Below are 25424 nucleotides of genomic sequence, written 5' to 3'. Positions count from 1 at the left end.
CTGTTGACAGCCTTGGGGGGCATGGGTAGTATGCCGACCACGTCAGCAGCGCTGGCGTAGTGAAGTAAGAGAAAGTGGGTTTATAGCTCAGTTGGTTAGAGCACTACCTTGACATGGTAGGGGTCGTTGGTTCGAATCCAATTAAACCCACCACTTTTTCTGTGATGCGTCCTTAGCTCAGCTGGTTAGAGCACCACCTTGACATGGTGGGGGTCGGTGGTTCGAATCCACTAGGACGCACCATTACAGAATACTGATTATGCGTCCTTAGCTCAGCTGGTTAGAGCATCACCTTGACATGGTGGGGGTCGGTGGTTCGAATCCACTAGGACGCACCATTCAGTTTCAAAACTTTGCAGATATTCCAGATGTGGGTTTATAGCTCAGTTGGTTAGAGCACTACCTTGACATGGTAGGGGTCGTTGGTTCGAATCCAATTAAACCCACCACTTCTGCATAAAGAAATAAAAGTCGCATTGCGCACCCTGCGTCCTTAGCTCAGCTGGTTAGAGCATCACCTTGACATGGTGGGGGTCGGTGGTTCGAATCCACTAGGACGCACCAGATTAAAAAAGCCCGCTCATCGAGCGGGCTTTTTGCATTCTGTCCGCCCCCCTTCCCCGCCAATCCGTTCAGCACTGTTCGGCAATGGCGCAAAGCCTTGTTCCCATAAAAAACCCGTGTCATCCGATAAACGACACGGGCCAGATCGATGCCGCCAGCGCCTCAGCTCTGCACGGCAATCTCGTACTTCTTTATCTTGCGATAGAGGGTGGCAATCCCAATCCCCAGCGCCTGTGCGGCCAGTTTCTTGTTGCCGAGCCGCTGCAGGGTCTCTTCTATCATCTGTTTCTCCATGCTCTCAAGGCCGCTCTCACCCGGAACGGGTTCAGGCAGCTTCTCCGGCGTGGCGGCGAGCGGAGCGGTAGCAGGTACATTGAACGCCGCATCCAGATTGGTCACCGGGATCGACTGGGCCGCCACGCGATGGGGCTCCTGATTGCGGATGATGTTGGGGGGCAGCAGGCTGGCGTCAATCACCTCGCCCGCCTGGCTGACGTTGACCAGATATTCGATGAGGTTGCTGAGCTCGCGCACGTTGCCCGGCCAGCGATACCCCTTGAGCAACGCCATCACCTCGGGCGCCAAACCGGGATAGACGATGCCAATGCGGCTGGTGTGCAGGTTGAGGAAGTAGTGGGTCAGCAGCTCCACGTCCCCTTCCCGCTCCCGCAGCGGCGGCAGGTTGAGGGGGATGACGTTGATGCGATAGTAGAGATCTTCACGAAACTTCCCTTCGGCGATGTATTGATCGAGATGCTGGTGAGTGGCGGCGATGATGCGAATATCCACCGGCACCGGTCGGCTGGCTCCGATGGGGGTCACCTCCCGCAGCTCCAGCACCCGTAGCAGCTTGGCCTGCATGGTAAGCGGCATGTCGCCAATTTCGTCAAGGAACAGGGTGCCCTGATGGGCCGCCTGAATCAGGCCCTGCTTGCCACCGCTGGAAGCGCCGGTAAAGGAGCCCTTCACATAGCCAAACAGCTCGCTCTCCAGCAGTTGTTCGGGAATGGCGGCACAGTTGATGGCGATGAAAGGCTTATCCTGTCGCGGACTCAGGCGATGGACGGCGCGGGCCACCACCTCTTTACCGGTGCCGCTCTCGCCGCAAATCAGCACGCTGGAGGGACTCTGGGCGATGCGATGCAGCAGTCGTTTGAGGGTGCGCATCGGCTTGCTCTCGCCGATCAGCTGATCGATCCGCACATCCGGATCCGGCTCCTGAACCAGACCGGAGTGGGACTGATGAAACGCCATCAGAAAAAGCTGCTGGCCCTGCACATGGTGCAGCTGGCCGATGATCAGCTCCTGACGTCCTTCAAAGGTGATGATGTGCTGAAGATGACCGCTCAGCCCCTGTTGGGAGAAGGTGAGCGGGCGGATCCCCACTTCGCGCCCCTGCAGTTGTGCCTGCTGGCAACCCAGATGATGGAGCGCCGCCTCGTTGGCGTAGAGCAGTTGGCTCTTCTCATCGAGCAGCAGGCAGCCCTGATCCATGTTGGTCATCAGATTGAGGAACACCTTGTTGACCCCGTCCGACAACCCGCGCGAATCGAGCAACTTGGCCACAAAGATGGTAGAGATGTGGCGCACATAGTCACACACATCTTGCAGATTGTTGTTGAGGCGCGCCTGCTGCTCGTCGCTGAAGGCTACCAGACTGATCACCCCGATACAGCGCTCGTCCACCATGATGGGCACCCCGAGGAAGGCGCGCTCACGACAGCTCTCCTTGCAGGTACAGCCGTCACACACGGGATCATCGCTGGTGTGGGTAACGATCTTCTCCCGCTGGTTATCAATCACATAGCGCAGCAGGCGGGAATCCCCCTCCAGCTGACGTCCGAAGAACTTGCCATAGGGCCCGGTGCCAGCCACCCGAACCATATCGGCATCCACAATCTCGACCTCAAGCTGCAGCACACTCGCCAGCATCTTGGCAAAGCGCAAGATGGTCGGCTGGATCTGCATCAATAGACACTGGTTGCTCACGGATCTCATCCATCATTCCTTTTTGTTCTTGTTATCCTCCCCCTAAAGGGAGTCATGCTGGCCAGATACTAAGGGATATCAGGGGGAACTACTTCGGGGGGGATCACGAAAAGGGAAAATGATCAGCATCCTCCGCGACTTCAGAGGTACAGATAAAATTCAATAAAAACATAAAGATGAAAACACATACAGCAAGATAAACCACTTGGGTCAGCCAAGCCTGCTGATCTGCGGACGCCATCGATGGATCATGCTGAATGTGGGGAAAACAACCTCTGATATGGCATTTGGTTCACGCGCCGCGTACCTGTTTCAGGACTTGGCACTCATGGTCGAAATCCGCTTGATCTTGCGGCTGAATGTAACTTTGCCAGCGGGCAAACAGCTCGGCCGTCGGATAACGATGCAGACGAATACCGGTGCGATAGAGTTTGGGAAAGAGTGGGTCTGGCTGGGATCTCACGACCAGACCTCGCAGCATCTCGCCAGAGGGAATGGCAATCACCAGCTCATCCCCCTCTTTCAACCTTATGGCCCCCAGAATACCGATGCCGCCGATGGCTATGTCGCGCACTACCACATAGGGCACAGGGTTGAGCAACTCCAAAAACCAGTTGCGACGGCTGCATTCTGCCTTGTAACCACCGCCACTGAGGATAAAACGGCGGTGTCTGCGCCAGTCATAACCGGTAGGCAATGCCGGGTCATAGCGCGATTTTGCCTGCCCCAAAGGATCAGATTGCTCACTTGTGCCCATCCGGTTTCCCTCACTGGCATTGGTTAAACAGTGTCAGTCAGCTCTTTTTCATACTATAGCTGTCGCCGTTATCCCTGGGGCTCAGGGCCGGATACGGGGACGACAGATGTATCACGGAGGCAATGATGGACAGAGATGGCATGGAAAAGCTTGCTGATCCTGATAGGCTAACTTTCCCCTGCAAGGATGAGATGCGAACTACTGTGACTCGGTTCGATCAAGCAATTGGCCAGTGAGTCGCACCGTCGCACCAATGCAATCTGGCTTAGCCGGGCAGATGAAGTGCCAGCCAGACCGCCAGCGGGATCACCAGCACAGAGAGGGCATTGCCGCCGAGCACGATACTGGCCACCTTGTCCGGCTGGCAGTGATACTGCTCGCAGAGCATGTAATTCAACACCGCAGGGGGCAAGGAAACCGACAACATCAACAGCGGGATCCACTCCGTCTTGAGCGGCAACAGCCAGATCGCCAGCAGCAGCGACAATCCCCCCGCCAGCAGATAGAGCAGGTTGCACTTGAGCGCGAGGCCAAGGTGATCGAGCTCTCCCTCCATCAGGCGAATGCCCAGCGCAAAGAGCATCAGGGGCACCGAGATCTGGCCGAGCAGCGAGGCCGTGGTCACCACATATTCCGGCAGCGTAATGTGCAGGTTGGCCACCAGCAAACCGGCCAGCGCGGCCCATAACACAGGGCTGTGCAGCCACAACCAGCGGGAGGTATTGGCCGAGAGGATAAACATGCCGACCGAAAAGTGCAGCAGATTGGAGAGCACAAAGAGGATCACGATGGCCCCCAGTTGCTGCTCGCCAAACGCCAGCACCATCAAGGGGATACCAAGATTGCCGGTATTTCGGAACATGGCGGGCAAGATCAGCGCTGCCCGCTCAATCCCTTTGAGTTTGAGCAGCGCGAGCAGCAGACCGGGTAACAGAATAACCAGCGCCCCCGCCGCAATCAGCGGCAGATGCTCCGCCAGCGCCAGCGGATACTTGACCAGCGCGGAGAAGACCAGCGCCGGGGTAAACAGCTCGATATTGGCCCGATTGACGTAACCGAGCGCGGCCCCCGGTCGCAATCGCCCGTAGAGTGCACCGAGCCCGACCACACCGAACACCGGAATGACGATATTGAGCAAGGCGCTGAACATGGGCGGCGTCCGTTACAGTTCGCGGGCCGGTTTGCCCATCAGCACCACCGGATCCAGCGTCACTTCCAGCACGCCGTTACTGACCCAGAGCTGACCATCGGAGATAGTGCAGGTGAGCTGCATGGTGCGCTCGACCATGGCGGTGAGCGGCAGAGTCTGGCTGTCGGAGAGTTCGATGATGCTGAGGTTGTCATGCTGGCTCAGCTTGCCCTGGTTCTGCTTCCACCAGACGGCTGTACCACGACCACCGTAGAGATAGAGCACCACCTGACGGGCGCGGTTGCAGGCTTTTTTCAGCCGTTTTTCATCGGGTTGGCCCAGCTCGATCCAGAGCTCTATTTCGTCCGAGTAGTTCTTGCACCAGAGCTCGGGTTCATCATCGGCGCTCAATCCCTTGGTGAATTCAAGTCGCTCGGCAGCGTGCCAGGCAAAGGCCGCCAGCCGGATCATCATCCGCTCATCGGTTTCGGAGGGGTGGCGCGCCAGCGTGAGGGAGAAGTCCTGATACAGATTGCGATCCATATCAGACAAACTGATCTGGGCCTTGAATACGGTTGCCTTGAGAGCCATAGAAAACCTTGAACACCTGATAAGAGAAGGGTGAGTGGGAAATACGGGCGCCAGTGTAATCAAAATCGGCGGCAGGTTCGACCATCCTGACCAAAGATTTCCCCTTCCCTGCCGGGATAAGTGCTTTAAAAGACACAAAAAACAAATGCCAGTCCGAAGACTGGCATTTGGCGGCATGGAGAAGCGACTCACTTCTCGGCGGACTGTACCCCGAACGCATTCAGCAGCATGCAACAGGTCACTGCCACCGCCACGAATCCGCTCAGAAAGATAAAGGGCATGGCCCCGTATCCCAGTACTGTCCAGATGGTGTGTTCAAGAAGACTCATTGTTGTGTCCTTCATCCGGTGAAAGGTGTGTTCCTTCTGGCGGATATTGGCTCCGCTCTTGATGCCTCCATTTGACCTCAATCAGCGGTTGGGTCCTATGCCACCAAAGTGATAAATGCAGGGTTCATTTGCGCTGGATCAAGCTTTTTGGCCAAATATCCATGCAGTTCAAGCAATTACCATCACCAATCTAGGATAGACACAAACACGGCAGAATAAAAAAACGCGCCGGATGGCGCGTTTCTTGGAAAGCACAGACAAGGGATCAGTTGTCGCACAGATCGCTTGGCATGTCCTGACGCAGGCGGGTCCAGAGCTTGCCGGACTCGATACCGTACTGACGCACCGTCATGAACACGGCTTCGTGGTTCTTGGTCTCCGCCAGATTGAGCAGGGTCTTGTAGTAGGCATCTGCGGTCTCGCGAGCCTGCTTGTCGGAGAAGTAGTAGCTGCCGACCCTGCTGTACAACCCTTTGAAACCGTTCAGGATCAAAGCGTAGATCGGATTGCCGGAAGCAAACGCCAGCTGGTGGTGCAGGCGATAATCGAACTCGGCATAAGCCTGGGCGTTGTTCTCGACCCCATCGGCGCCACGCAGGATCTCGGCGGCCTGTTCCGGATTGTGACGGATCGCCCCGCGGATAAAGATGGTGCAGATGTGGGTACGGGCGGAGAGCAGCTGAGCTATCAGATCAGGTACCTTGTCCTGATCCAGACGAGCCAACGTCTCCAGAATATTGAGGCCGGAGGTTTCCCAGAAATTGTTCACCTTGGTCGGCTTGCCATGCTGTATGGTCAACCAGCCATCACGGGCCAGTCGCTGCAGCACTTCGCGCAAGGTAGTCCGCGTCACCCCGATCAACTCGGATAATTCACGCTCGGCGGGCAGAATAGATCCGGGAGGAAAGCGATTGTTCCAGATGGACTCGATGATGTATTCCTCGGCAAACCCAGCTGGGCTCTGCGCTTTTATAACCATGAATTGACTCTGTTGTAATGCGTAAAAAGGCTGACGAATGATATCAAAGCGATGATGGCTGGCAAGCATAAGGTCAGTCCTCTGCTCACATATGGCAAATATAGTGTTGGGAATATGTATCTAATCGCCACGAGGGAGCCAGCCAACCCCGACAAGGTGGTTATAAAACAGACAGATGGGCAGAGTTCCATCGGCTATCATTTATAATCGTCACGCTTTTTGATTAAAATCACGAGGAATCAGACAGATAAAGGCCAACATCCGGAGGCACAGGTCGAATCATCCTTGACTGCATAGAAGCAGATCCTAACAACAAAGTTGAGACCCATTATCATGCCAATAAGCCTAGGGCAGGCATTCGCCAAGAACTTCTTGGGCAATGCACCACAGTGGTATAAAAGCGCCATCTTGCTATTTCTGGTGATCAATCCGATTGCCTTCCACCTTGATCCTTTCATTGCGGGCTGGTTACTGGTCGTTGAGTTTATCTTCACCCTGGCCATGGCCCTCAAGTGCTACCCCCTGCAACCGGGTGGCCTGCTCGCGATCGAAGCCGTGTTGATCGGCATGACCTCCGCCGATCAGGTCAAGCACGAGCTGGTCGCCAATATCGAGGTGCTGCTGTTGCTGGTGTTCATGGTGGCAGGCATCTATTTCATGAAGCAGCTGCTGCTCTATGTCTTCACCAAGCTGCTGATCGGCGTACGCTCCAAGATCCTGCTCTCCCTCTCCTTCTGTCTGGTGTCCGCCTTCCTGTCAGCTTTTCTCGATGCACTGACGGTCATTGCCGTGGTGATCAGCGTTGCCACCGGTTTCTATGCCATCTATCACAAGGTCTCTTCCGGCAAGGAGTTTGGTCACAGCCATGACCATACCGACGATAAGGAAGTGGCTGAGCGCAATCGCCAAGATCTCGATGATTTTCGCGCCTTCCTGCGCAGCCTGATGATGCATGCCGCCATCGGAACCGCGCTGGGTGGTGTCTGCACCCTGGTGGGCGAGCCGCAAAACCTCATCATCGGCGAGCAAGCCAGCTGGAACTTCGCCGAATTTGCCATTCGTATGTCACCCGTCACCGTCCCCGTCTTTATCTGCGGTCTGCTGACCTGCGTGCTGGTAGAGCAGTTCCGCTGGTTTGGCTATGGTGCCCGCCTGCCGGACACAGTGCGTGCCATCATGGAGGAGTACAATCGCTACGAAGAGGCAAAACGCAGCCCGCAAGACAAGGCCAAGCTGATCGTTCAGGCGTTGATTGCGGTCTGGCTGATCGTCGGCCTGGCCATGCACCTGGCAGCCGTTGGCCTGATTGGCCTCTCGGTTATCGTGCTGGCCACCTCCCTGACCGGGATCACCGAGGAACACTCGCTGGGTAAAGCCTTCCAGGAGGCACTCCCCTTCACCGCCCTGCTGGCAGTCTTCTTCAGCGTGGTCGCCGTCATCATCGATCAGCAGCTGTTCAAGCCGGTGATCCAGCTGGTACTGGCAGCCAAACCGGAGAACCAGCTGGCCCTCTTCTATCTGGCCAACGGGGTGCTCTCCATGGTCAGTGACAACGTCTTTGTCGGCACCGTCTACATCAATGAGGTGAAGACGGCCATGCTCAATGGTGCCATCGACCGCGCCCAGTTCGATCTGCTGGCGGTAGCCATCAACACAGGTACCAACCTGCCGTCGGTCGCCACCCCCAATGGTCAGGCCGCCTTCCTGTTTATGCTCACCTCGGCATTGGCGCCGCTGCTGCGTCTCTCCTATGGCCGCATGGTCTGGATGGCGCTGCCCTACACATTGGTGCTGGGGCTGATCGGCTTTTTCTCTGTCGAATTGCTGCTTGGTCCTGCCACCGAGTGGTTCTATCAGCATGGATGGCTGGTGATGGAGAGTGCGCTGCCAGCGGTACAGCCGGCGCTGCATTAATCCATTGAAATGGTTTCCGAGGGCCCTTTCAGGGCCCTTTTCTTTTCGGTTCCGCTCTGCTCTAATTCAGCCACTGTTTTTTCTGAGAGATCAATGAGATGATCGAGTTTCTCCGCCGTATTGCCGCCCATCGGCTGGCTTGGGGCCTGTTGGCAACATCAGCCCTGTTCCTCGAGTTGTGCGCCCTCTTCTTCCAGCATGTGCTGGGCCTCTCCCCGTGCGTGATGTGCGTTTACGAACGGTTGGCGACCCTGGGTGTACTGGCCGCTGGTCTTCTCGGCATGGTGGCGCCGGATAAGTGGTATGTTCGCTGGAGTGCCATGTTACTGTGGGGCTACAGTGCCTTCCGCGGCTTCCAGCTGGCCCTCAAGCATGTGGACTATCAGGTTAACCCCTCCCCGTTCAACGTCTGCAGCCCGTTTGCCGACTTCCCGAGCTGGGCTCCGCTCGATCAGTGGCTCCCCTGGCTCTTTATGCCGGAAGGGGATTGTGCCCAGATCACCTGGCAGTTCTTCGGTTACTCCATGCCCCAGTGGCTGGTCGTCATCTTCGCCGCTTACCTGTTGGTCTTCACCGTGGTGGCCATCGGCAATCTGGTGAAAGGGCGTTGCTGCAACTGATCATCATGGCCGTGTGGAGATAAAAAGGGGGAGCCATCATGGCTCCCCCTTTCTCGTTCTGGCTGACCGTATTTCTGGTTACGCCCTGGCAGTGCTCATCTTGGCCTTGACTGCGCCAATTACCATAGGCAACAGGGAGATACCGATGATGCCGAAGATCAGCAGGGTAAAGTTATGACGCACCACCGGCAGATTGCCAAAGAAGTGGCCAGCATAGACGAAGGAGAGTACCCACAGCAGGCCGCCAACCAGGTTGAACGCCAGGAAGCGCGGATAGGTCATGGCCCCCATCCCTGCCACGAACGGCGCAAAGGTACGCACAATTGGCAGGAAGCGGGTGATGATGATGGTCTTGCCACCATGCTTGGCATAGAAGGCGTGGGTCTTCTCCAGATAATCCCGGCGGAAGATTTTGGAGTCCGGGTTGCGGAACAGCTGCTCGCCAAAGAAGTGACCAATGGTGTAGTTGACCACGTTACCCAGCACGGCAGCGATGATCAGCACGGCCGCCAGGGTATGGACGTCCAGCACGCTGCCCACAGTAAGCGCACCGGCGGCAAACAGCAGGGAGTCACCCGGCAGGAACGGCGTCACTACCAACCCGGTTTCACAGAAGATGATCAGAAACAGGATGGCGTAAACCCAGACGCCATAGTTCTCGAACAGCTCTTTCAAATGCACGTCAACGTGCAGGATAAAGTCGATTGCAAAGAGGATCAGATCCATTTTTTCCATACCCATAAAGTGAACGGCGTGGAGTCTACGCCAATGCCATTCGGGCGACAATCTCTGGGTCAGCCTCTTTTTCATCCTGCTGTGCTCACCTTCAAATGAAACCGTTTTTCCGCTTCCTTCGAGGGTGGGAGCACAAAGAGAGATGCAGAGCGTCGTGTTGAAAAGGGGAACTAGGAGGCCTGTTCCAGATCGCTGCGCACGGCGGGGGGAAGGCAACGCTCCCAACCCCACAGCAACACCAGCAGCAGGGTCACGTCATCGAACCAACCCAGCAAGGGCACCACGTCGGGAACAAGATCCACCGGGCTGATGCCATAGAGCAGGATAAGGATCACCAGGCCCCTTGCCCACCAGGGGGTAGCGGGATGGCGAAAGCCATGATAGAGACGACACAGTCGTTGCCAGACAACCCAGCGTTTGCGGCTCATGACTCGATCAGCTCGCCGCGCAACCGCTGGATCTGATCCCGCAGTGCCGCCGCCTGCTCGAATTCCAGATCTCGCGCATGCTGGAACATCTGCTCCTCCATCCGCTTGATCTCTTTGGCAATCTCGCTGGCAGAGCGGACATGGTACTCCCCTTGCGGTTCGGCGGCCTTGCGACTCCCCTTGCCCACTTTGCCTGCAGTGCGGCTGCCCCCCATGTCCATCACATCCCCCACCGACTTGTTGAGCCCTTTGGGAGTAATGCCGTGCTTGAGGTTGTGGGCATGCTGCAAGGCGCGGCGCCGCTCGGTCTCCTCGATTGCCACCTTCATGGAGTTGGTGATGGTATCGCCGTAGAGGATGACCTTGCCGTTGAGGTTGCGCGCCGCCCGACCGATGGTCTGGATCAGCGAGCGGGTAGAGCGCAGGAAGCCCTCTTTATCCGCATCCAGAATGGCCACCAGCGACACCTCCGGCATATCGAGACCTTCCCGCAACAGGTTGATGCCCACCAGCACATCGAACTTGCCGAGACGCAGATCGCGGATGATCTCCACCCGCTCTACGGTATCGATGTCGGAGTGGAGATAGCGCACCTTGACCCCGTGCTCCGCCAGATATTCGGTCAGATCCTCCGCCATCCGCTTGGTCAACGTAGTGACCAGCACCCGCTCCTCGATGGCAACCCGCTTGCGGATCTCGGAGAGCAGATCGTCCACCTGAGTAGTCACCGGACGCACCTCGATCTCCGGATCGAGCAGGCCGGTGGGGCGCACCACCTGCTGTACCACATCGCCGCCGGACTTCTCCAGCTCGTAGGGGCCGGGAGTCGCCGAGACAAACACTGTCTGCGGCATCAGCGCTTCAAATTCGTCAAACTTGAGTGGCCGGTTGTCGAGCGCCGAGGGGAGCCGAAAGCCGTATTCCACCAGGGTCTCCTTGCGGGAGCGGTCCCCTTTGAACATGGCGCCGATCTGCGGCACCGTGACGTGGGACTCGTCGATGATAAGCAGGCCGTCCCCCGGCAGGTAGTCAAACAGGGTGGGTGGCGGTTCCCCCGGCGCACGGCCGGAAAGGTAGCGGCTGTAGTTCTCGATGCCGGAGCAGTAGCCCAGCTCCTGCATCATCTCCATATCGAACTGGGTGCGCTGGCTGATCCGCTGCTCCTCCACCAGTTTGTTGAGGGACAACAGCTGCTCGCGGCGGCTGCGCAGCTCTTCCTTGATATGTTCGATAGCCCCCAGGATAGTCTCTCGCGGGGTGGCATAGTGAGTCTTGGGGTAGATGGTGTAGCGCACCACCGTCTGCTCAATGGCGCCGGTCAGCGGGTCGAACAGGGAGAGCCGCTCCACCTCCTCATCAAACAGCTCTACCCGCAGCGCCAGCTTGTCCGATTCGGCGGGGTAGATGTCGATCACCTCGCCGCGTACCCGGAAGGTACCGCGCTGGAAGGCCATGTCGTTGCGGGTGTACTGCAATTCGGCAAGACGGCGCAGGATATCCCGCTGGTTGATCACATCCCCCACTTTGAGATGCAGCATCATGCTCAGATAAGCTTGGGGATCCCCCAGACCATAGATAGCCGATACCGAGGCGACAATCACCACGTCGCGCCGCTCCAGCAGTGCCTTGGTGGCCGACAATCGCATCTGCTCGATGTGATCGTTGATGGAGGCATCCTTCTCGATGAAGGTGTCGGTGGTCGGCACATAGGCTTCCGGCTGATAGTAGTCGTAGTAGGAGACGAAATACTCCACTGCATTATCCGGGAAGAACTCCTTCATCTCGCCGTAGAGCTGGGCGGCCAGGGTCTTGTTGGGCGCCAGAATCATGGTGGGGCGGTTGAGGGTCGCGATGACATTAGCCATGGTGAAGGTCTTGCCCGAACCGGTCACCCCGAGCAGGGTCTGGTGGGCCAGTCCTGACTCGATGCCGTCGAGCAGTTGGGCAATCGCCGCAGGCTGATCCCCGGCGGGTTTAAACTGGCTGGCTAACTTGAACAATTTGCTCATGAACACTCCCAACACAAAACAGCAGAGGAGCAGTGTAACCGAGGGTTTGGCAGCGGTATACCCGCGCCATCATCCCGCGAATGGCTTGACCACCTCGGACACCTTCTGTATGATGCCCCTCCTTGCATGATGTTCCCCCGTAGTTCAGTCGGTAGAACGGCGGACTGTTAATCCGTATGTCACTGGTTCAAGTCCAGTCGGGGGAGCCAATTCCTCACCATCTCGGTGCAAGTTATCCACTTTAGTGCCCTCTCCTGCCAAATTTAATGCACAAGATCCTTCCTGCTGCCGATGCTCCCTTTTGTTACCAGTTCCGGCTCGACAGAGTTTTCTCCTGTCACACCTAACTATTTGATTTTTATGCAAACATTTTTCTTCCGGTATTTTTTGAACAGCCCTTGCATCCCAGTACTGGCGCGGCTTTGAGGGCGATGAACAAGATTCATAAACAGGGTTATCCACAGATTCTGTGGGTAAGTACAGCAAACCCTGTCAGGACGCGGGATTGCCCGTGATAGCCCCCGACGAAGAGTCATTTTGCTGGCCAACCTGATTTTATGCTGTTTTTTTGCCCCCTCAGGAACAGCGGGGTGACAGGCTCTATTGGCACTTTTCGGAGGTATCTTTTTGCCAACCCTTTCCCCGAGGGCGGGTGAGTAGATATCAACCTGATTTGGCCCTCTGCCAGCAATGACTGCTATCGGTTGAATCTGCTGAAACTGATCCCTGTCGACCGGCTGGACAGCAGAATCTAAAATATCTGCCTGCGCCAAAGAGCTTCGGTAGCGGGCAGCATATTTCACTAATTGACATCGGCAATGGCAGTAAAAATCCCCTGATTTCATTCGCGTGTCTCCCTATCACGCCACCAGCGTCATAAATAGCGCCCAATAACGACCGATTAATCGTCCCTTTGCGCTTCTTTATTGGGGATAGATCCGGCACAATATCGGCCCCACTTTTTTCCTCGGTTTTTCCGGGCATGACCATAGATTTTGTGACACTGCTACATCAAAGCGACTCCCTGCTGCTCTTCGTGGTACTGGCTTTTGGCCTGCTGCTTGGCAAGGTGCGAATTGGCAACTTTCAGATTGGCAACACCATCGGCGTATTGTTCACCGCCCTGCTGTTCGGCCAGATGGGCTTCGAGTTTACGGCCACCACAGAAAACGTCGGCTTTATGCTGTTCATCTTCTGTGTGGGGATCGAGGCGGGCCCTCACTTCTTCAGCGTCTTCCTGCGCGATGGCATCCACTACATCACCCTGACCCTGATGATCTTGCTGACGGCCCTGCTGCTGACGGTGGGGCTGGCCAAGTTCTTCAATCTGGGACCGGGCATGGCAGCGGGGATCCTGGCTGGTTCTCTCACCTCGACACCTGCGCTGGTAGGTGCCCAGGATGCCCTGCGCAGCGGTCTGCTCAATCTGCCCCATCAGACCGACATGCAGGCGGTGCTCGACAATATGGGTATCGGCTATGCCCTGACCTATCTGGTCGGTCTGGTGGGCCTGATGCTGGTGGTTCGCTACCTCCCCTCGCTGGCACGACTCGACCTCAACACCGAGGCGCAGAAAATAGCCCGTGAGCGGGGCCTCTCTGACAGCGACAGCCGCAAGACCTACCTGCCCATCATCCGCGCCTATCGGGTTGGTCCCGAGCTCGCGGCCTGGATCGGTGGCCGTACCCTGCGGGAGACCGGCATCTACCCCCACACAGGCTGCTATGTGGAGCGGATCCGCCGTAACGGCATTCTCGCCAGTCCCGATGGCGATGCCGTCATTCAGGAAGGGGACGAGATCGCCCTGGTAGGCTATCCCGAGAGCCACGAGAAGCTGGACGTCAACTATCGCAACGGTAAAGAGGTGTTTGACCGTAACCTGCTCGACCTGCAGATCGTCACCGAAGAGATAGTGGTGAAAAACGACGCAGTGGTCGGCCGTCATCTGGTGGAACTCAACCTCACCGAAAAAGGGTGCTTCCTCAACCGGGTGGTCCGCTCCCAGATCGAGATGCCGTTCGATCGCAACATCATGCTGCAAAAGGGTGACGTGTTGCAGATCAGTGGCGAGAAACAGCGGGTCAAACTGCTGGCCAACAAGATCGGCTTTATCAGCATCCACAGCCAGACCACGGATCTGGTGGCCTTCACCACCTTCTTCGTACTCGGGCTGCTGATCGGCTCCGTCTCGCTGGTGTTCGGTCAGATTGAATTTGGTCTCGGCAACGCCGTCGGCCTGCTGTTGGCAGGTATTTTGATGGGCTATCTGCGTGCTAACCACCCTACCGTGGGTTACGTACCACCTGGCGCCCTGCGACTGGCCAAGGATCTCGGTCTGGCGGTCTTTATGGTGAGCACCGGTCTCAAGGCGGGTGGCGGCATCCTCGATCACCTGAGCGAAGTGGGTGCCGTGGTACTCTTCTCCGGTATGCTGGTCACCACCCTGCCGGTGCTGGTCGGTTACCTGTTCGGGGTCTGGGTATTGAAGATGAACCCGGCACTGCTGCTTGGCGCCATTACTGGTGCCCGTACCTGCGCTCCCGCCATGGATGTGGTCAACGAGGCCGCCAACAGCTCCATTCCGGCGCTTGGCTACGCAGGTACCTATGCGGTGGCCAACGTGATGCTGACGCTGGCAGGCTCCTTTATCATCGGCTTCTGGTTCTAACCAGCAGCCATCAAGTTACCGCTAACAAAGAAGGGAGCCTCAGGTTCCCTTCTTGCTATCTGCCTTTCTCCCAAGTGCGGCGCAGGCTCATTGGTGTGGCGCCCCCCATCTGCGCTGAAATCTGCCACCAAACCACTCCCCCTATTCCACAATGGTCGATGCTCTGCTCTGCTCTGCTCTGCTCTGCTCTGCTCTGCTCTGCTCTGCTCTGCAACGATTGATGGCAAATCCCGAAGACAAAAAAAGCGCCCTGAGGCGCTTTTTTCATATAAACCGGATATCAGCCTTTAAACTTGCTGAACACCAGAGAGGCGTTGGTACCGCCAAAGCCGAAGCTGTTGGACATGACGGTGTTGAGCTCGGCTGCTTCGTACTCACGCACGATGGGCAGACCTTCGGCCTTCTCGTCCAGGGTCTCGATGTTGATGCTGGGGGCGATGAAGCCGTGTTCCATCATCAGCAGGGAGTAGACAGCCTCGTGCACGCCCGCAGCGCCCAGCGCATGGCCGGTCATCGCCTTGGTGGCAGAGATCTTGGGACCGTTGGCGCCAAACAGCGTCTGGATAGCTTCCAGCTCTTTGGTATCTCCCACCGGAGTGGAGGTGCCGTGGGTGTTGATGTAATCAACCTTGCCCACACCCTGCATTGCCATCTTCATGCAACGCACAGCACCTTCACCGCTCGGCGCGACCATGTCATAACCATCGGAGGTAGCACCGTAACCGGTCAGCTCGGCATAGATGTGAGCACCACGAGCCAGCGCATGCTCCAGCTCTTCGATCACCAGAATGCCGCCGCCACCGGAGATGACGAAACCGTCGCGGTTCGCATCATAGGTACGGGACGCTTTTTCCGGTGTGTCGTTGTACTTGGTGGAGAGGGCACCCATGGCGTCAAACTGGATGGTAGAGGACCAGTCCAGCTCTTCACCGCCGCCGGCGAAGACCACATCCTGTTTGCCAAGCTGGATCAGCTCCAGCGCGTGACCGATGCAGTGGGCAGAGGTTGCGCAAGCTGAGCTGATGGAGTAGTTAACCCCCTTGATCTGGAACGGGGTGGCCAGACAGGCAGAGGTGGTGGAAGACATGGTGCGCGGCACCATGTAAGGGCCCACACGCTTGACCCCTTTCTCACGGGCGATGTCCACAGATTCCGAGGTATTCTTGCCGGAGGCACCACCAGAACCGACCACCAGGCCGGTACGCTCGTTGGAGACCTGATCTTCCGCCAGACCGGCATCTTCAATGGCCTGCTGCATGGAGAGATAGGCGTAGGCCGCAGCGTCGCCCATGAAACGCATGACTTTACGGTCGATCAGTTCAGACGGATCGAGTTTGATGTTACCCCAGACACGGCTGCGCAGGTTGTGCTGCTCGAACTGCTCGGAATAGGTGATGCCGGATTTACCTGCTTTCAGGGAGGCCAGCACTTCTTCCTTGTTGTTGCCGATACTGGAGATGACGCCGATACCGGTGATCACTGCTCTTCTCATTAATTCATCTCGTCTGGAAAAACTGGCGCCAAGTCTACCCGCTTTCGGCTGCCAAACTGGTCTGCTTTCACGTAGAATGCCCGCGATTTTGTGACGCGAGCCGAGGAAAACGTGAGTCAAACATCCTTACATCATGCCCGATTGGACTGGAATGAAGCGGGAACTCCTGTCTCCAGTGACTTCGGGGATGTGTACTTTTCCAATGATAACGGTCTAAGTGAAACCCGCTACGTCTTTTTGCAGCAAAACCGGCTACCTGCGCGATTTTCGCACCACGATAGTGACAGTTTCGTGATAGGTGAAACAGGTTTCGGCACAGGCCTTAACTTTCTGGCGACAATGCAAGCCTTCCTGGAACAGGCGCCTCAATCCGGCAACGGCTCCCGTCTGCACTTCATCAGTTTCGAGAAATACCCCCTGACCCGGGACGATCTGCGCAAAGCGCTGGCTGCCTGGCCTGAACTTGGCCACTTGAGTCAGGATCTTATCGCCCAATGGCCGCTGCCGCTTTCCGGTTGCCACCGCCTGCATTTTGCGGGCGGCCGCATTCGCCTCGATCTCTGGTTTGGCGACATCAAGGATATGCTGCCGCTGGTACCGCACCGGGCAGAAGGTCTGGTGGACGCCTGGTATCTGGATGGTTTCTCCCCGGCCAAGAACCCGGAGATGTGGACACAGGATCTGTTTGATGGTCTCGCTCGCCTCGCCCGTCCCGATTGCTCCATCGCCACCTTTACCTGTGCCGGTTTTGTCCGTCGCGGCCTGATTGCCGCCGGTTTTACCATGAAGAAGGTCAAGGGCCACGGTAGCAAGCGGGAGATGCTGGTAGGGGATCGCACCGACAAGCAGCCGCAGCATACCATAGTCCCCTGGTATGCCCGTCCTGCCGGACGCGCTGGCGAGGTGGTGATCATCGGCGGCGGCATCGCCTCGGCCATGACGGCGCTCTCTCTGGTGGAGCGGGGTCGCAAGGTGACGTTGCTGTGTGCAGATGGCGAACCGGCCACCGGCGCCTCGGGCAACCGCCAGGGTGCCCTCTATCCCCTGCTTAACGGCGAGCACGATGCGCTGTCACGCTTCTATTCGCTCGCTTTTGGCTATGCCCGCCAACGGCTGCTGGCGTTGGCCGAACGCCATCCTATCGCTTTCGAATTATGTGGAGTGACACAGCTCAGTTATGACGACAAATCGGCAGCCAAGTTGGCGAAAATGAGCCAGGGCCCCTTCCCGTCCGAACTGATGCATTCCCTCTCTACAGCAGAGGTAGAGCAGGTGGTTGGCCTGCCCTGTGGCCACAGCGGCGTCAGTTACCCGCAGGGGGGCTGGCTCTGTCCGGCCGATTTCACCCGCGCAGCTATCAAAGAAGCACAAGCCAGCGGGCTGCTGGAGGTCGTGTTCAAGACCGAGGTAGTCGCCATTGCCGAGCAGGCCGATGGCTGGCAAGTAGAAAGCCAGGATGGCCGCCACTGGCAGGCCCCCAATCTGGTGGTCGCCGCCGGTCACCAGTTGCCAGCACTGCTCCCCTTTGCCGAGCTGCCCCTCTATCCAGTGCGCGGTCAGGTGAGTCATGTGCCGACCACGGCCAGCTTGCGTCAGCTCAAGACCGTGCTCTGTTATGATGGCTACCTCACCCCGATGCACAACGATCAACACTGCATCGGTGCCAGTTATGGCCGCAACCAGAGCAGCCTTGAGTTTCGTGCCGAGGAGCACATCCAGAATCAGGTGCGGTTGCAAGCCTGCCTGCCGGAGCAAACCTGGCCCGCCGAGGTGGATGTGAGCGGCAACGAGGCGCGCGTGGGGGGGCGTTGCGCCAGTCGGGATCACCTGCCGGTGGTGGGGCCAGTGGCCAGACTGCAAGGTCTGGCGGATCACTATGCGCAGCTGCAGCATGATCAGCACAACGCCCAGCCGCTCCCCCTTCACCCCGGCCTCTATGTGCTGGGGGCGCTCGGTTCGCGAGGCCTCTGCTCGGCGCCGCTCTGTGGTGAGCTGCTCGCCAGCGAGATCTGCGGCGATCCCCTTCCGCTGGCCGCCGATCTGCTGGAAGCGCTCCACCCAGCCCGTTACTGGGTACGCAAGCTGCTCAAGGGCAAAGCGCTGGTCTAAACCGGACTCTGTAAACAAATAGAATGGCCGCCCATCGGGCGGCCATTCTATTTATCAAATCGTGCGATGCTGGATATTGCGTCTTGAGATAGCGCTCACTTGGGCCAGTGCACACCCAGCTGCTCGCCGTAACCAGTCTGACGCTGGAAATCGTCTACCCTTGCCTTAACCTTGTTCAATTCGCCACTGCCCGCAGCCCAGGCGGCATAGCGCAATGCCTGGCAATCTGCATGGCCTGGTAGTGCCGCAATCGCCCCGCCCACCTGATTTCCGCCTTGCAGCACCATCTCTTTGAAACGGGATTCATAGTCAAACATGCTGGAGAGCAGCCGCCCCCAGCGTTGGCGAGCAGGGTCACTCCCCTCCGAACTCTGACGCCAGCGGGGCAACAATACGGTGGCATGAGTCGTTACCGTAACCCGTTTGAGCTGGCAGCGTCCCGGCAACTGGTCGGTTTCCAACTGCCACTCCATCTGATAACTCGCCTTGCCGAGAACAGGCTTGCCGTTCACCTTGGGGGCACTCTGGGCAATCGCTCGGGCCAGTTGATCTGACTGGGCAGCGCTTATCTCATAAAAACGGACATTGATGCGGGACTCTGGCACCACTTGCGGCCGGCTCGGCTGAGCCTGACTCATCAGGGGTAACAGCAACAGCACGCTCCCCACTACTCCATAAACCTTGCTGACCATGCCAGACTACCTTCCTTGATTGCACGGGCGGAGTACCAACCTTGGTGAAACCCACCGCCACACAGATGACGGGTATAGCCTATGTGTGACCAAGAGGCGGCGCAATACAATGATGAGCCCAGAAATCAGAGCAAGCTCACAGGTTGCGTGAGCAAAGTATGGCACAAGGATGAAACTGTATTTTTATTGAGCAGCAGGACTGATGCGCTGCCAGTTGAGGTGATAGTTTTTCACATTGATGTCATGACCATCTATCTGAATAAAATGATCATTTTTAAGACGGTTGGCAAAAAAGTCCTGATCTGCCCCCTCATTGAGCCACAGTTCGCAAAGTCCCCGTTTTTCCTCTTTGGCATAGAATCTCGGGGTGACCAGCAGCGCGACCCCATCTACCCGAATGGCATGACGGGCCAGGCAGTTTGCTTCGGTGGTTTTGGATGCCAGCGCGGCAAAACGGGGTTTCTTCCCCTCGGCAACCACCAGTACGCCGTAAGAGTGAGGAGCCATGAGACGCCGCATGGCGACCGCCTGATGAGGACCGGTTTGATGAAAACCGTCATTGGTTACTGCAAACACGCAAGTAGGTGAAAATAGCATCGCGAGCAGGAAAAGAGAGCGTTTAATGCCTGAAAAATCACCAATCACCATATAAAAGCCTCAAAAGACAACCAAGGCTGGCAAGGGTAGGTAGCCAAACCCGCTGGGTAAAGTACCTTTACCTTTCTTTAATTCTGTTCATGGGGTTAAACGTTGATTTAGCTCACACAACATCCTGTTTCCAGTCGCCACTCTACCCCTATCGGAATAGACTCCCTCCACTCTCATCCAATCAGAAGGCAACATATGCTGGAACTCATCGTTGGCACCCTGGTCACCCTGGTGGTGGGCCGTGCCATTTTCAAAGGATACTCCGCGACCGGGGTGCTGCTGAGCGGCGGCTTGCTGCTGCTGGTCATCACCGCCATGATGGGCAAGCCGGTGCTGCCGAGCAAGGTAGTCAGCACCGGTTATATCGCAACCGATATCTTCGAATACGTCCGCTTCCTGCTCAATGACCGTGGCGGTGGACTGGGGATGCTGATCATGGTGCTGTGCGGCTTTGCCGGCTACATGAGCCATATCGGCGCCAACACCATTCTGGTCAAGCTGGCCAGCAAACCGCTTGGCATCATCAAGTCCCCCTATGTCCTGCTGGTGGCTGCCTATCTGGTGGCCTGCGCCATGTCGCTGGCGGTGAGCTCCGCCACCGGCCTCGGCGTGCTGTTGATGGCCACCCTGTTCCCGCTGATGGTCAACATGGGGATCTCCCGTGGCGCGGCAGCCGCCGTGTGCGCCTCGCCAGCCGCCATCATTCTGGCACCGACCTCCGGTGACGTGGTGATGGCCGCCCAGGCCGCCAACATGCCGCTGCTGGATTTTGCCTTCAAGCTGACCCTGCCCATCTCGCTGGTGGCGATCGCCTGCATGGCGGTGACCCACTTCTTCTGGCAGCGCTACCTTGATCAAAAATCCGGTGAGCACAACGAGCCGGTCGCCCCGGGTGATCTGGTGACGACTGCGCCCGCTTTCTACGCCATCCTGCCCTTTACCCCCATCATCGGGGTGCTGGTGTTTGACGGCAAATGGGGCCCGCAACTGGATATCGTCACCATCATCGTCATGTGCATGGTGTTGGCCAGCCTGCTGGAACTCGTGCGTATCCGCAATGGCAAGGAGCTGCTGGACGGTCTGCAGGTCTGCTGGCGCAACATGGCTGACGCCTTTGCCGGTGTGGTCATGCTGCTGGTCGGTGCCGGTGTCTTCGCCCAGGGTCTGATGACCATCGGCTTTATCGACACCCTGCTGGCTCACGCGCAGGATCTCGGCTCCGGCGGCCTGATCATGATGCTGTCACTGGTGGTGATCACCACCCTGGCCGCCTTCACCACCGGCTCGGGCAATGCCCCCTTCTACGCCTTCGTAGAGCTGATCCCCAATCTGGCCAGCAGCCTTGGCATCAACCCGGCCTATCTGGTAATCCCGATGCTGCAAGCCTCCAACCTGGGTCGCACCATTTCTCCAGTCTCCGGGGTGGTGGTCGCCTGTGCCGGGATGGGTAAGCTCTCGCCGTTCGAGGTGGTCAAGCGCACCAGTATGCCGGTCGCCGTCGGCCTGCTGGTGGTGATCGTCGCCACCCAGATCATGGTACCCGCCTGATCACTGGCCAGCCCGGCATCCTGCCGGGCTGGTATCCTCCCCCCCCTTTGCAGTAGACTCGGTGCTCATTTCCCCCCTAAGGAGGACCGAGATGAGTATTACGGTTCAACTTGCCCATTTCAGTGATTGCCACTCCCACTTCGATGGCGCGCCCATGAGCTTCTCCCCTGTCGGTGAAGGCCAGTGGCGCACCCAGTGCGGCGGTTATGCCCGGATCCTGACCCGACTGACCCAACTGCGTGCCCAAGCCGCAGCAGCTGGCCAGCGTTTTCTGTTTCTGCACGGTGGCGACTCCTTTCAGGGCTCGCTCTATTTCAACCGCTTCAAAGGGCGCGCCAACGCCGACCTGCTCGCCATGCTGGCCCCCGATGCCATGGTACTTGGCAACCACGAATTCGATCTAGGCAACGGCCCGCTGGTGGAGTTCTTGCGCCAGCTCGATTTTCCGGTGCTGGCCGCCAATCTGGATAACAGTCAGGAGCCTGCCGACACGCCGCTTGGGCTGTGGGATATTCCCCACCTCTACGACGCCCATCAGCCCTGGCATCGTCAGGTGATCGACGGGGTTCCCTTTGCGCTGCTCGGCATCACCCTCGCCCAGATGGCCGCCATCGCCAACCCGGATCCCCACACCCGTTTCCACGCAGTGGCTGACACCCTCAGCAAAGTGCTGCGGGAGATAAAGAGCGAAGGGATCCAGCATATCGTGCTGCTGAGCCACCTCGGGCTGGATCAGGACAAGCTGCTGGCCGAGCATTTCCCCGAGCTCAGCCTGATCATCGGTGGCCACACCCACAGCCTGCTGGGGGATCTCGCGCCGCTGGGTCTGCCAAGCGAAGGCAGCTATCCGCTGATGAACAACGGGGTGGCCATTTTGCACGCAGGCCACAGCGCCCTCTGCCTCGGCGTCTGCGAGCTCACCTTCGATAAGGCGGGCCGTGTCGTACAAAGTGAGGGGCAGCTGGAGTGGCTCCCCTGGCAACCCTGGCCGTTCGCCTCCACGCCACCCGCCGGGCTCACCTTCTGCGAGCCGGATCCACAGCTTGAACAACATCTGGCCAAACGCTATCGGCCAGAGATCGAGACCATGAGCCAGCGCATCGTCACCCGACTGGCAGCGCCACTGCACCATCAGCGGCTGCCGGATGCCACCTTGCCCCATGGCAGCCAACTCGCCCCGCTGGTGGCCCGCGCCATGCTGACCGCCGCCCGTGAACAAGTGGGTGAGGTAGACTTTGCCCTGCACAATGCTGGCGGCGTGCGCTGCTCGCTGGAGCCTGGCCCCCTGAGCGAAGCGGATATCGCCGGTCGCCTGCTGCCGTTTGCCATTCCCCTCACCCTCTATCGGGTGCACGGTCACGAGTTGGCGGAAGCGCTGGAGAATGCCATCGACAACGCCACCAATAACGGCGTGGTCGGCAATGGTAACGGCAGCTTCCCCTACACTGCGGGAATACGATTCACCTATCAGGCCAATCTGCCCAAGGGCCAGCGCATCACCCGACTGGAGTGGGAAGCCGCCCCCTGCCAGTGGCAAACGGTCAATGCCGAACAGGTCTATCGGGGGGTGTCAAGCGCCTATACCGCCTCCGGCAAGGAGGGTTACACCGCACTGGCGCGTACCCTGACCCAGCACAACCAGGAGCTCGGCATCACCCTGGCCGATGCTTTTATCCGCTGGGCTCGCCACCTGCCAGCGCTGGAAGCGCAGCCGCCTCTGGTTGAGTACTTCAGTTGATATCGGGGGATGCCTTTGCCACATCCCCCTGATGGCCTATATTGCCGCAGCCAGCGCCCGGTTTCCTTCCAGAACCGGGCTTTTTCGAGAATATTTTCCCCACACGGGCCCGCCCCATTGCATCGTACTCACTAGCTCGGCAAGATAGGCCCGCTTTCAAGACCAGCTGCAGGAACAGGCGACTTCATGAATCACTCCATCCGTTTCACTCCCCCTCGCGTCAACCCGGGCATCAAGCCAGCCATCGTGCTGCTGACCGCCCTGCTGGCGCTGCTCTTCTGTCTGCGCAACCCGCTTGTTTACGCCATGGCGCCGGGCTTTGATGCCTCGCTGTTCGCGGTGATGGGCAAGATGTGGAGCGAAGGGGGTGTGCTCTATCGCGACATGATCGACATCAAGGGGCCGATGATCTTCGCCCTCGATGCGCTGGGCTATGGAATGGGTGGTTTTGTCGGGATCTGGGCGCTGGAGTGGGTGCTATGCTGGCTCGGACTGCTAGCCAGCTGGCAAGCCTTTGCCCAACTTGGCCTCTCGTTCAAGGCGCGTCTCGGTGCCATGCTGGCGGTGTTGGCCCTCTACGGTACCCGTTACTACTACGGCAACATGACCGAGGACTGGACCTTCCATCTCGCCCTCATCGCCCAGTGGGCCTTTATCACCCTGCTGCTGGACAAGGGATTTCGCTGGTGGCCCGCGCTGGTGGCGGCCCTCACCTTCGCCATCGTCGCCTGGATGCGCACCAACAACGGCGCCTTCTGGGGGGCCTGGTATCTGGTGCTGTTCTGCCACTGGTGCCTGCACGAGAAGTGGCGCGACGCTATCTTGCTGCTCATCTCCAGCCTGCTGGGGCTGGCGCTGATTGGCGGCCCGCTTTACGCCTACTTCCAGCAGCATGATCTGCTGGCGGCCTTCAAATACTACGCCTTCGACATCTTCTTCGAGGGGAGCTATGGCAACGGCTTCTCTCCCATGGTGGGCGCCGTCGGCCTGCTGCGCACAGGCCTGGTGATGCTGCTGCCCGCCTTCATCATTCTGATGCTGAGCCGCCGTCAGGAGTGGTATCTGCCCGCCTTGCTGGCGACCCTGTTTGGGGTGCTGTTTACCCTGATCGCCAACTCGGTCTCCGGCCATGTGTTCGATCACTACGACGTACTCTATCTGCAACTGGCAGTGCTGCCGCTGGCAGTATTACTGGATCGCAGCGAACAGCAGGCTGATGCGATCGGCCTGCTCTGCATCTCGCTGGTGGTACTCACCGCCAGCTGGCTGCTGGCCCAGCAGCTCGCCTTTGGCTGGAGCACCAAGGAGTGGTCCCTCGAGCGAGTCAACGAGGTGCTCGGCACCAGCCTGCTGTGGGCGCTGCCGGTGCTGATCCTCATCCCCCTCTGGCGCGCCTGGGATGTGCGCAGTGCCACCCCCTGGCTGGCGACGCTGGCCATGCTGCTGCTGATGATCAACAACGCCTGGGAAGGGACCCTCAAGGGTCGCCCCTTCAATCCGGCGGCGCAGGTACGGGTCGATCGCATCAAGGCCGAGACCAGCCCGAGCGACAAGATCTGGGTCGATGGCATCCAGCCGCAATATTATCTCTGGACCGATCGCCAGCCGGCTTCCGCCTACCTCTTCTTTGCCAACGTCAATCCGCCCTATGACGTGCGTGAGCGGGTGCTGGCCGATATCCAGCGCCAGACTCCGAAGTTCATCATCGCCAAGCCGGACCGGGTGAGCGAGGAGCTGAAAAAACCGAGCTCCCCTTCCCATCTCGCCTTCTATCAATACCTGACCAGCCACTACGAAGAGGTGGATCCGGGTCTCTATCGCCGACGCTGATTGTCAATACGCCCCGCAGGGCGGCCATTGTTGCAATGGCCGCCCTTTTTCTTGCGCCAGAACGCCTTGCAGCAGCGGCCCGTAGTAGGCAAGCCCGCCCGAGATAACTACAATGACGCTCTTTTTGATGTAACGAGTGACACCATGGCGGAACTGACTTATCTGGGCGGCTATCCCGACCCTCTCAAGGCACAGGTACAGCAGTTGATTGCGGCAGGCAAGCTGGGGGAGATGCTGGCCAAACGCTACCCCGAAAGCCACCCGATCCAGAGCGATAAGGCGCTGCTTGCCTACACCATGGAGCTGAAGAACCGCTACCTCAAGAGCTCGGCCCCCCTGTCAAAAGTGGTGTTCGATGGCAAGATCAACGTGATCAAGGATGCCCTCGGCCTGCACACCTACGTCAGCCGGGTGCAGGGCAGCAAGCTCAAGGCCAAGAATGAGATCCGCATCGCCGCCCTGTTCAAGGAGGCGCCGCCCCCGTTTCTGAAAATGATCGTGGTGCACGAGCTGGCCCACATCAGAGAGAAGGATCACAACAAGAGCTTCTACCAGCTCTGCCAGCATATGGAGCCGGACTATCATCAACTGGAGTTTGATCTCAGGCTCTGGCTCACCTGGCGCGATATCGACAAGGCCAGCCGCTAGGCTGACA

At 58.3% G+C, this 25424-nt stretch carries 21 protein-coding genes and 6 tRNA genes; 14 read left to right on the top strand and 13 right to left on the bottom strand.

What is annotated here, in order from left to right; genetic code table 11:
* Window positions 1-76 precede the first annotated feature (76 nt).
* The 5 genes from G5154_RS00235 (at window position 77) to G5154_RS00215 (ending at window position 564) form a co-directional block, all read left to right on the top strand.
* A tRNA-Val gene (locus G5154_RS00235) sits at window positions 77-153 on the top strand.
* 13 nt (window positions 154-166) lie between these two features.
* A tRNA-Val gene (locus G5154_RS00230) sits at window positions 167-243 on the top strand.
* A gap of 18 nt (window positions 244-261) precedes the next feature.
* Window positions 262-338, top strand: a tRNA-Val gene (locus G5154_RS00225).
* A gap of 34 nt (window positions 339-372) precedes the next feature.
* Window positions 373-449, top strand: a tRNA-Val gene (locus G5154_RS00220).
* A 38-nt stretch (window positions 450-487) separates the two neighbouring features.
* Window positions 488-564 (top strand) — tRNA-Val (locus G5154_RS00215).
* Between the two features lie 162 nt (window positions 565-726).
* Here G5154_RS00215 and G5154_RS00210 read toward each other — a convergent pair.
* The 6 genes from G5154_RS00210 to fadR form a co-directional block, all read right to left on the bottom strand.
* Window positions 727-2562 carry a sigma 54-interacting transcriptional regulator gene (locus tag G5154_RS00210; RefSeq protein WP_421250053.1) on the bottom strand — a complete coding sequence of 612 codons (1836 nt, stop codon included), beginning with the start codon at window positions 2560-2562 and terminating at the stop codon, window positions 727-729.
* Window positions 2563-2845: 283 nt separating this feature from the next.
* Window positions 2846-3310 (bottom strand): hypothetical protein, encoded by a 465-nt coding sequence (locus G5154_RS00205; RefSeq protein ID WP_421250052.1) that lies wholly within the window; start codon window positions 3308-3310, stop codon window positions 2846-2848.
* Between the two features lie 265 nt (window positions 3311-3575).
* Window positions 3576-4460, bottom strand: a complete 885-nt coding sequence (locus G5154_RS00200) for an AEC family transporter (protein ID WP_421250051.1) — start codon at window positions 4458-4460, stop codon at window positions 3576-3578.
* A gap of 12 nt (window positions 4461-4472) precedes the next feature.
* Window positions 4473-5030 carry a YaeQ family protein gene (locus G5154_RS00195; protein WP_421231655.1) on the bottom strand — a complete coding sequence of 186 codons (558 nt, stop codon included), beginning with the start codon at window positions 5028-5030 and terminating at the stop codon, window positions 4473-4475.
* A gap of 188 nt (window positions 5031-5218) precedes the next feature.
* A complete protein-coding gene (locus tag G5154_RS00190) occupies window positions 5219-5359 on the bottom strand; it encodes a TIGR02808 family protein (protein WP_005345965.1) in 141 nt (46 codons plus the stop codon).
* A 265-nt stretch (window positions 5360-5624) separates the two neighbouring features.
* A complete protein-coding gene (fadR, locus tag G5154_RS00185; protein ID WP_026034983.1) occupies window positions 5625-6338 on the bottom strand; it encodes a fatty acid metabolism transcriptional regulator FadR in 714 nt (237 codons plus the stop codon).
* A 333-nt stretch (window positions 6339-6671) separates the two neighbouring features.
* On the opposite strand from fadR, the gene nhaB reads away from it, so the two are divergent.
* Window positions 6672-8252 carry a Na(+)/H(+) antiporter NhaB gene (gene nhaB / locus G5154_RS00180; RefSeq protein WP_421250050.1) on the top strand — a complete coding sequence of 527 codons (1581 nt, stop codon included), beginning with the start codon at window positions 6672-6674 and terminating at the stop codon, window positions 8250-8252.
* A 98-nt stretch (window positions 8253-8350) separates the two neighbouring features.
* Window positions 8351-8872, top strand: a complete 522-nt coding sequence (gene dsbB, locus G5154_RS00175) for a disulfide bond formation protein DsbB (RefSeq protein WP_201943658.1) — start codon at window positions 8351-8353, stop codon at window positions 8870-8872.
* Window positions 8873-8950: 78 nt separating this feature from the next.
* Here the strand turns inward: dsbB and G5154_RS00170 are convergent, their stop codons facing one another.
* The 3 genes from G5154_RS00170 to uvrB all read right to left on the bottom strand — a co-directional run bounded on the left by G5154_RS00170 (window position 8951) and on the right by uvrB (window position 12044).
* Window positions 8951-9598 (bottom strand): DedA family protein, encoded by a 648-nt coding sequence (locus G5154_RS00170; protein ID WP_040069761.1) that lies wholly within the window; start codon window positions 9596-9598, stop codon window positions 8951-8953.
* A 179-nt stretch (window positions 9599-9777) separates the two neighbouring features.
* Window positions 9778-10035, bottom strand: a complete 258-nt coding sequence (locus G5154_RS00165; RefSeq protein ID WP_421250049.1) for a YkvA family protein — start codon at window positions 10033-10035, stop codon at window positions 9778-9780.
* The gene (gene uvrB / locus G5154_RS00160) at window positions 10032-12044 is read right to left on the bottom strand and encodes an excinuclease ABC subunit UvrB (RefSeq protein ID WP_421243523.1); all 2013 of its coding nucleotides are present in this window, start codon (window positions 12042-12044) and stop codon (window positions 10032-10034) included. The genes G5154_RS00165 and uvrB overlap by 4 nt, the downstream gene beginning before the upstream one ends.
* A gap of 133 nt (window positions 12045-12177) precedes the next feature.
* On the opposite strand from uvrB, the gene G5154_RS00155 reads away from it, so the two are divergent.
* A tRNA-Asn gene (locus G5154_RS00155) sits at window positions 12178-12253 on the top strand.
* A gap of 138 nt (window positions 12254-12391) precedes the next feature.
* On the opposite strand, the gene G5154_RS00150 is transcribed toward G5154_RS00155, so the two are convergent.
* On the bottom strand, window positions 12392-12889 hold the full coding sequence (locus tag G5154_RS00150; protein WP_005345978.1) for a hypothetical protein: 498 nt from the start codon (window positions 12887-12889) through the stop codon (window positions 12392-12394).
* A 137-nt stretch (window positions 12890-13026) separates the two neighbouring features.
* Here G5154_RS00150 and G5154_RS00145 point away from each other — a divergent pair, with 137 nt between their 5' ends.
* The gene (locus tag G5154_RS00145; protein ID WP_421250048.1) at window positions 13027-14712 is read left to right on the top strand and encodes an aspartate:alanine antiporter; all 1686 of its coding nucleotides are present in this window, start codon (window positions 13027-13029) and stop codon (window positions 14710-14712) included.
* 280 nt (window positions 14713-14992) lie between these two features.
* On the opposite strand, the gene fabB is transcribed toward G5154_RS00145, so the two are convergent.
* On the bottom strand, window positions 14993-16204 hold the full coding sequence (gene fabB / locus G5154_RS00140; protein WP_100645761.1) for a beta-ketoacyl-ACP synthase I: 1212 nt from the start codon (window positions 16202-16204) through the stop codon (window positions 14993-14995).
* A 90-nt stretch (window positions 16205-16294) separates the two neighbouring features.
* On the opposite strand from fabB, the gene mnmC reads away from it, so the two are divergent.
* On the top strand, window positions 16295-18313 hold the full coding sequence (gene mnmC, locus G5154_RS00135; protein WP_421250047.1) for a bifunctional tRNA (5-methylaminomethyl-2-thiouridine)(34)-methyltransferase MnmD/FAD-dependent 5-carboxymethylaminomethyl-2-thiouridine(34) oxidoreductase MnmC: 2019 nt from the start codon (window positions 16295-16297) through the stop codon (window positions 18311-18313).
* 95 nt (window positions 18314-18408) lie between these two features.
* On the opposite strand, the gene G5154_RS00130 is transcribed toward mnmC, so the two are convergent.
* Window positions 18409-19005, bottom strand: a complete 597-nt coding sequence (locus G5154_RS00130; protein ID WP_337073813.1) for a DUF922 domain-containing protein — start codon at window positions 19003-19005, stop codon at window positions 18409-18411.
* Window positions 19006-19188: 183 nt separating this feature from the next.
* Window positions 19189-19653 (bottom strand): hypothetical protein, encoded by a 465-nt coding sequence (locus G5154_RS00125; protein ID WP_421250046.1) that lies wholly within the window; start codon window positions 19651-19653, stop codon window positions 19189-19191.
* A gap of 195 nt (window positions 19654-19848) precedes the next feature.
* Between G5154_RS00125 and dcuC the strand changes: the two genes are divergently transcribed.
* The 4 genes from dcuC (at window position 19849) to G5154_RS00105 (ending at window position 25417) form a co-directional block, all read left to right on the top strand.
* Window positions 19849-21201, top strand: a complete 1353-nt coding sequence (dcuC, locus tag G5154_RS00120) for an anaerobic C4-dicarboxylate transporter DcuC (protein WP_203116837.1) — start codon at window positions 19849-19851, stop codon at window positions 21199-21201.
* Between the two features lie 91 nt (window positions 21202-21292).
* On the top strand, window positions 21293-22939 hold the full coding sequence (locus G5154_RS00115; RefSeq protein WP_421250045.1) for a bifunctional metallophosphatase/5'-nucleotidase: 1647 nt from the start codon (window positions 21293-21295) through the stop codon (window positions 22937-22939).
* A gap of 186 nt (window positions 22940-23125) precedes the next feature.
* Window positions 23126-24769: a hypothetical protein gene (locus G5154_RS00110; protein ID WP_421210163.1), complete on the top strand. Its 1644-nt coding sequence runs from the start codon at window positions 23126-23128 to the stop codon at window positions 24767-24769.
* Window positions 24770-24913: 144 nt separating this feature from the next.
* The gene (locus G5154_RS00105) at window positions 24914-25417 is read left to right on the top strand and encodes a M48 family metallopeptidase (protein WP_139407751.1); all 504 of its coding nucleotides are present in this window, start codon (window positions 24914-24916) and stop codon (window positions 25415-25417) included.
* Window positions 25418-25424: the final 7 nt, after the last annotated feature.

The organism is Aeromonas sp. 600527, assembly GCF_049175415.1.
GTDB classification, from domain to species: domain Bacteria; phylum Pseudomonadota; class Gammaproteobacteria; order Enterobacterales; family Aeromonadaceae; genus Aeromonas; species Aeromonas veronii_A.
This window is presented reverse-complemented; position numbering and strand designations above follow the sequence as displayed.

Bases quoted from the DNA above. Each gene is read 5' to 3' on its own strand.
- G5154_RS00210 (WP_421250053.1), bottom strand. From the start codon at position 2,562: ATGAGATCCGTGAGCAACCAGTGTCTATTGATGCAGATCCAGCCGACC.
- G5154_RS00205 (WP_421250052.1), bottom strand. From the start codon at position 3,310: ATGGGCACAAGTGAGCAATCTGATCCTTTGGGGCAGGCAAAATCGCGC.
- G5154_RS00200 (WP_421250051.1), bottom strand. From the start codon at position 4,460: ATGTTCAGCGCCTTGCTCAATATCGTCATTCCGGTGTTCGGTGTGGTC.
- G5154_RS00195 (WP_421231655.1), bottom strand. From the start codon at position 5,030: ATGGCTCTCAAGGCAACCGTATTCAAGGCCCAGATCAGTTTGTCTGAT.
- G5154_RS00190 (WP_005345965.1), bottom strand. From the start codon at position 5,359: ATGAGTCTTCTTGAACACACCATCTGGACAGTACTGGGATACGGGGCC.
- fadR (WP_026034983.1), bottom strand. From the start codon at position 6,338: ATGGTTATAAAAGCGCAGAGCCCAGCTGGGTTTGCCGAGGAATACATC.
- nhaB (WP_421250050.1), top strand. From the start codon at position 6,672: ATGCCAATAAGCCTAGGGCAGGCATTCGCCAAGAACTTCTTGGGCAAT.
- dsbB (WP_201943658.1), top strand. From the start codon at position 8,351: ATGATCGAGTTTCTCCGCCGTATTGCCGCCCATCGGCTGGCTTGGGGC.
- G5154_RS00170 (WP_040069761.1), bottom strand. From the start codon at position 9,598: ATGGATCTGATCCTCTTTGCAATCGACTTTATCCTGCACGTTGACGTG.
- G5154_RS00165 (WP_421250049.1), bottom strand. From the start codon at position 10,035: ATGAGCCGCAAACGCTGGGTTGTCTGGCAACGACTGTGTCGTCTCTAT.
- uvrB (WP_421243523.1), bottom strand. From the start codon at position 12,044: ATGAGCAAATTGTTCAAGTTAGCCAGCCAGTTTAAACCCGCCGGGGAT.
- G5154_RS00150 (WP_005345978.1), bottom strand. From the start codon at position 12,889: ATGAAATCAGGGGATTTTTACTGCCATTGCCGATGTCAATTAGTGAAA.
- G5154_RS00145 (WP_421250048.1), top strand. From the start codon at position 13,027: ATGACCATAGATTTTGTGACACTGCTACATCAAAGCGACTCCCTGCTG.
- fabB (WP_100645761.1), bottom strand. From the start codon at position 16,204: ATGAGAAGAGCAGTGATCACCGGTATCGGCGTCATCTCCAGTATCGGC.
- G5154_RS00130 (WP_337073813.1), bottom strand. From the start codon at position 19,005: ATGGTCAGCAAGGTTTATGGAGTAGTGGGGAGCGTGCTGTTGCTGTTA.
- G5154_RS00125 (WP_421250046.1), bottom strand. From the start codon at position 19,653: ATGGTGATTGGTGATTTTTCAGGCATTAAACGCTCTCTTTTCCTGCTC.
- dcuC (WP_203116837.1), top strand. From the start codon at position 19,849: ATGCTGGAACTCATCGTTGGCACCCTGGTCACCCTGGTGGTGGGCCGT.
- G5154_RS00115 (WP_421250045.1), top strand. From the start codon at position 21,293: ATGAGTATTACGGTTCAACTTGCCCATTTCAGTGATTGCCACTCCCAC.
- G5154_RS00110 (WP_421210163.1), top strand. From the start codon at position 23,126: ATGAATCACTCCATCCGTTTCACTCCCCCTCGCGTCAACCCGGGCATC.
- G5154_RS00105 (WP_139407751.1), top strand. From the start codon at position 24,914: ATGGCGGAACTGACTTATCTGGGCGGCTATCCCGACCCTCTCAAGGCA.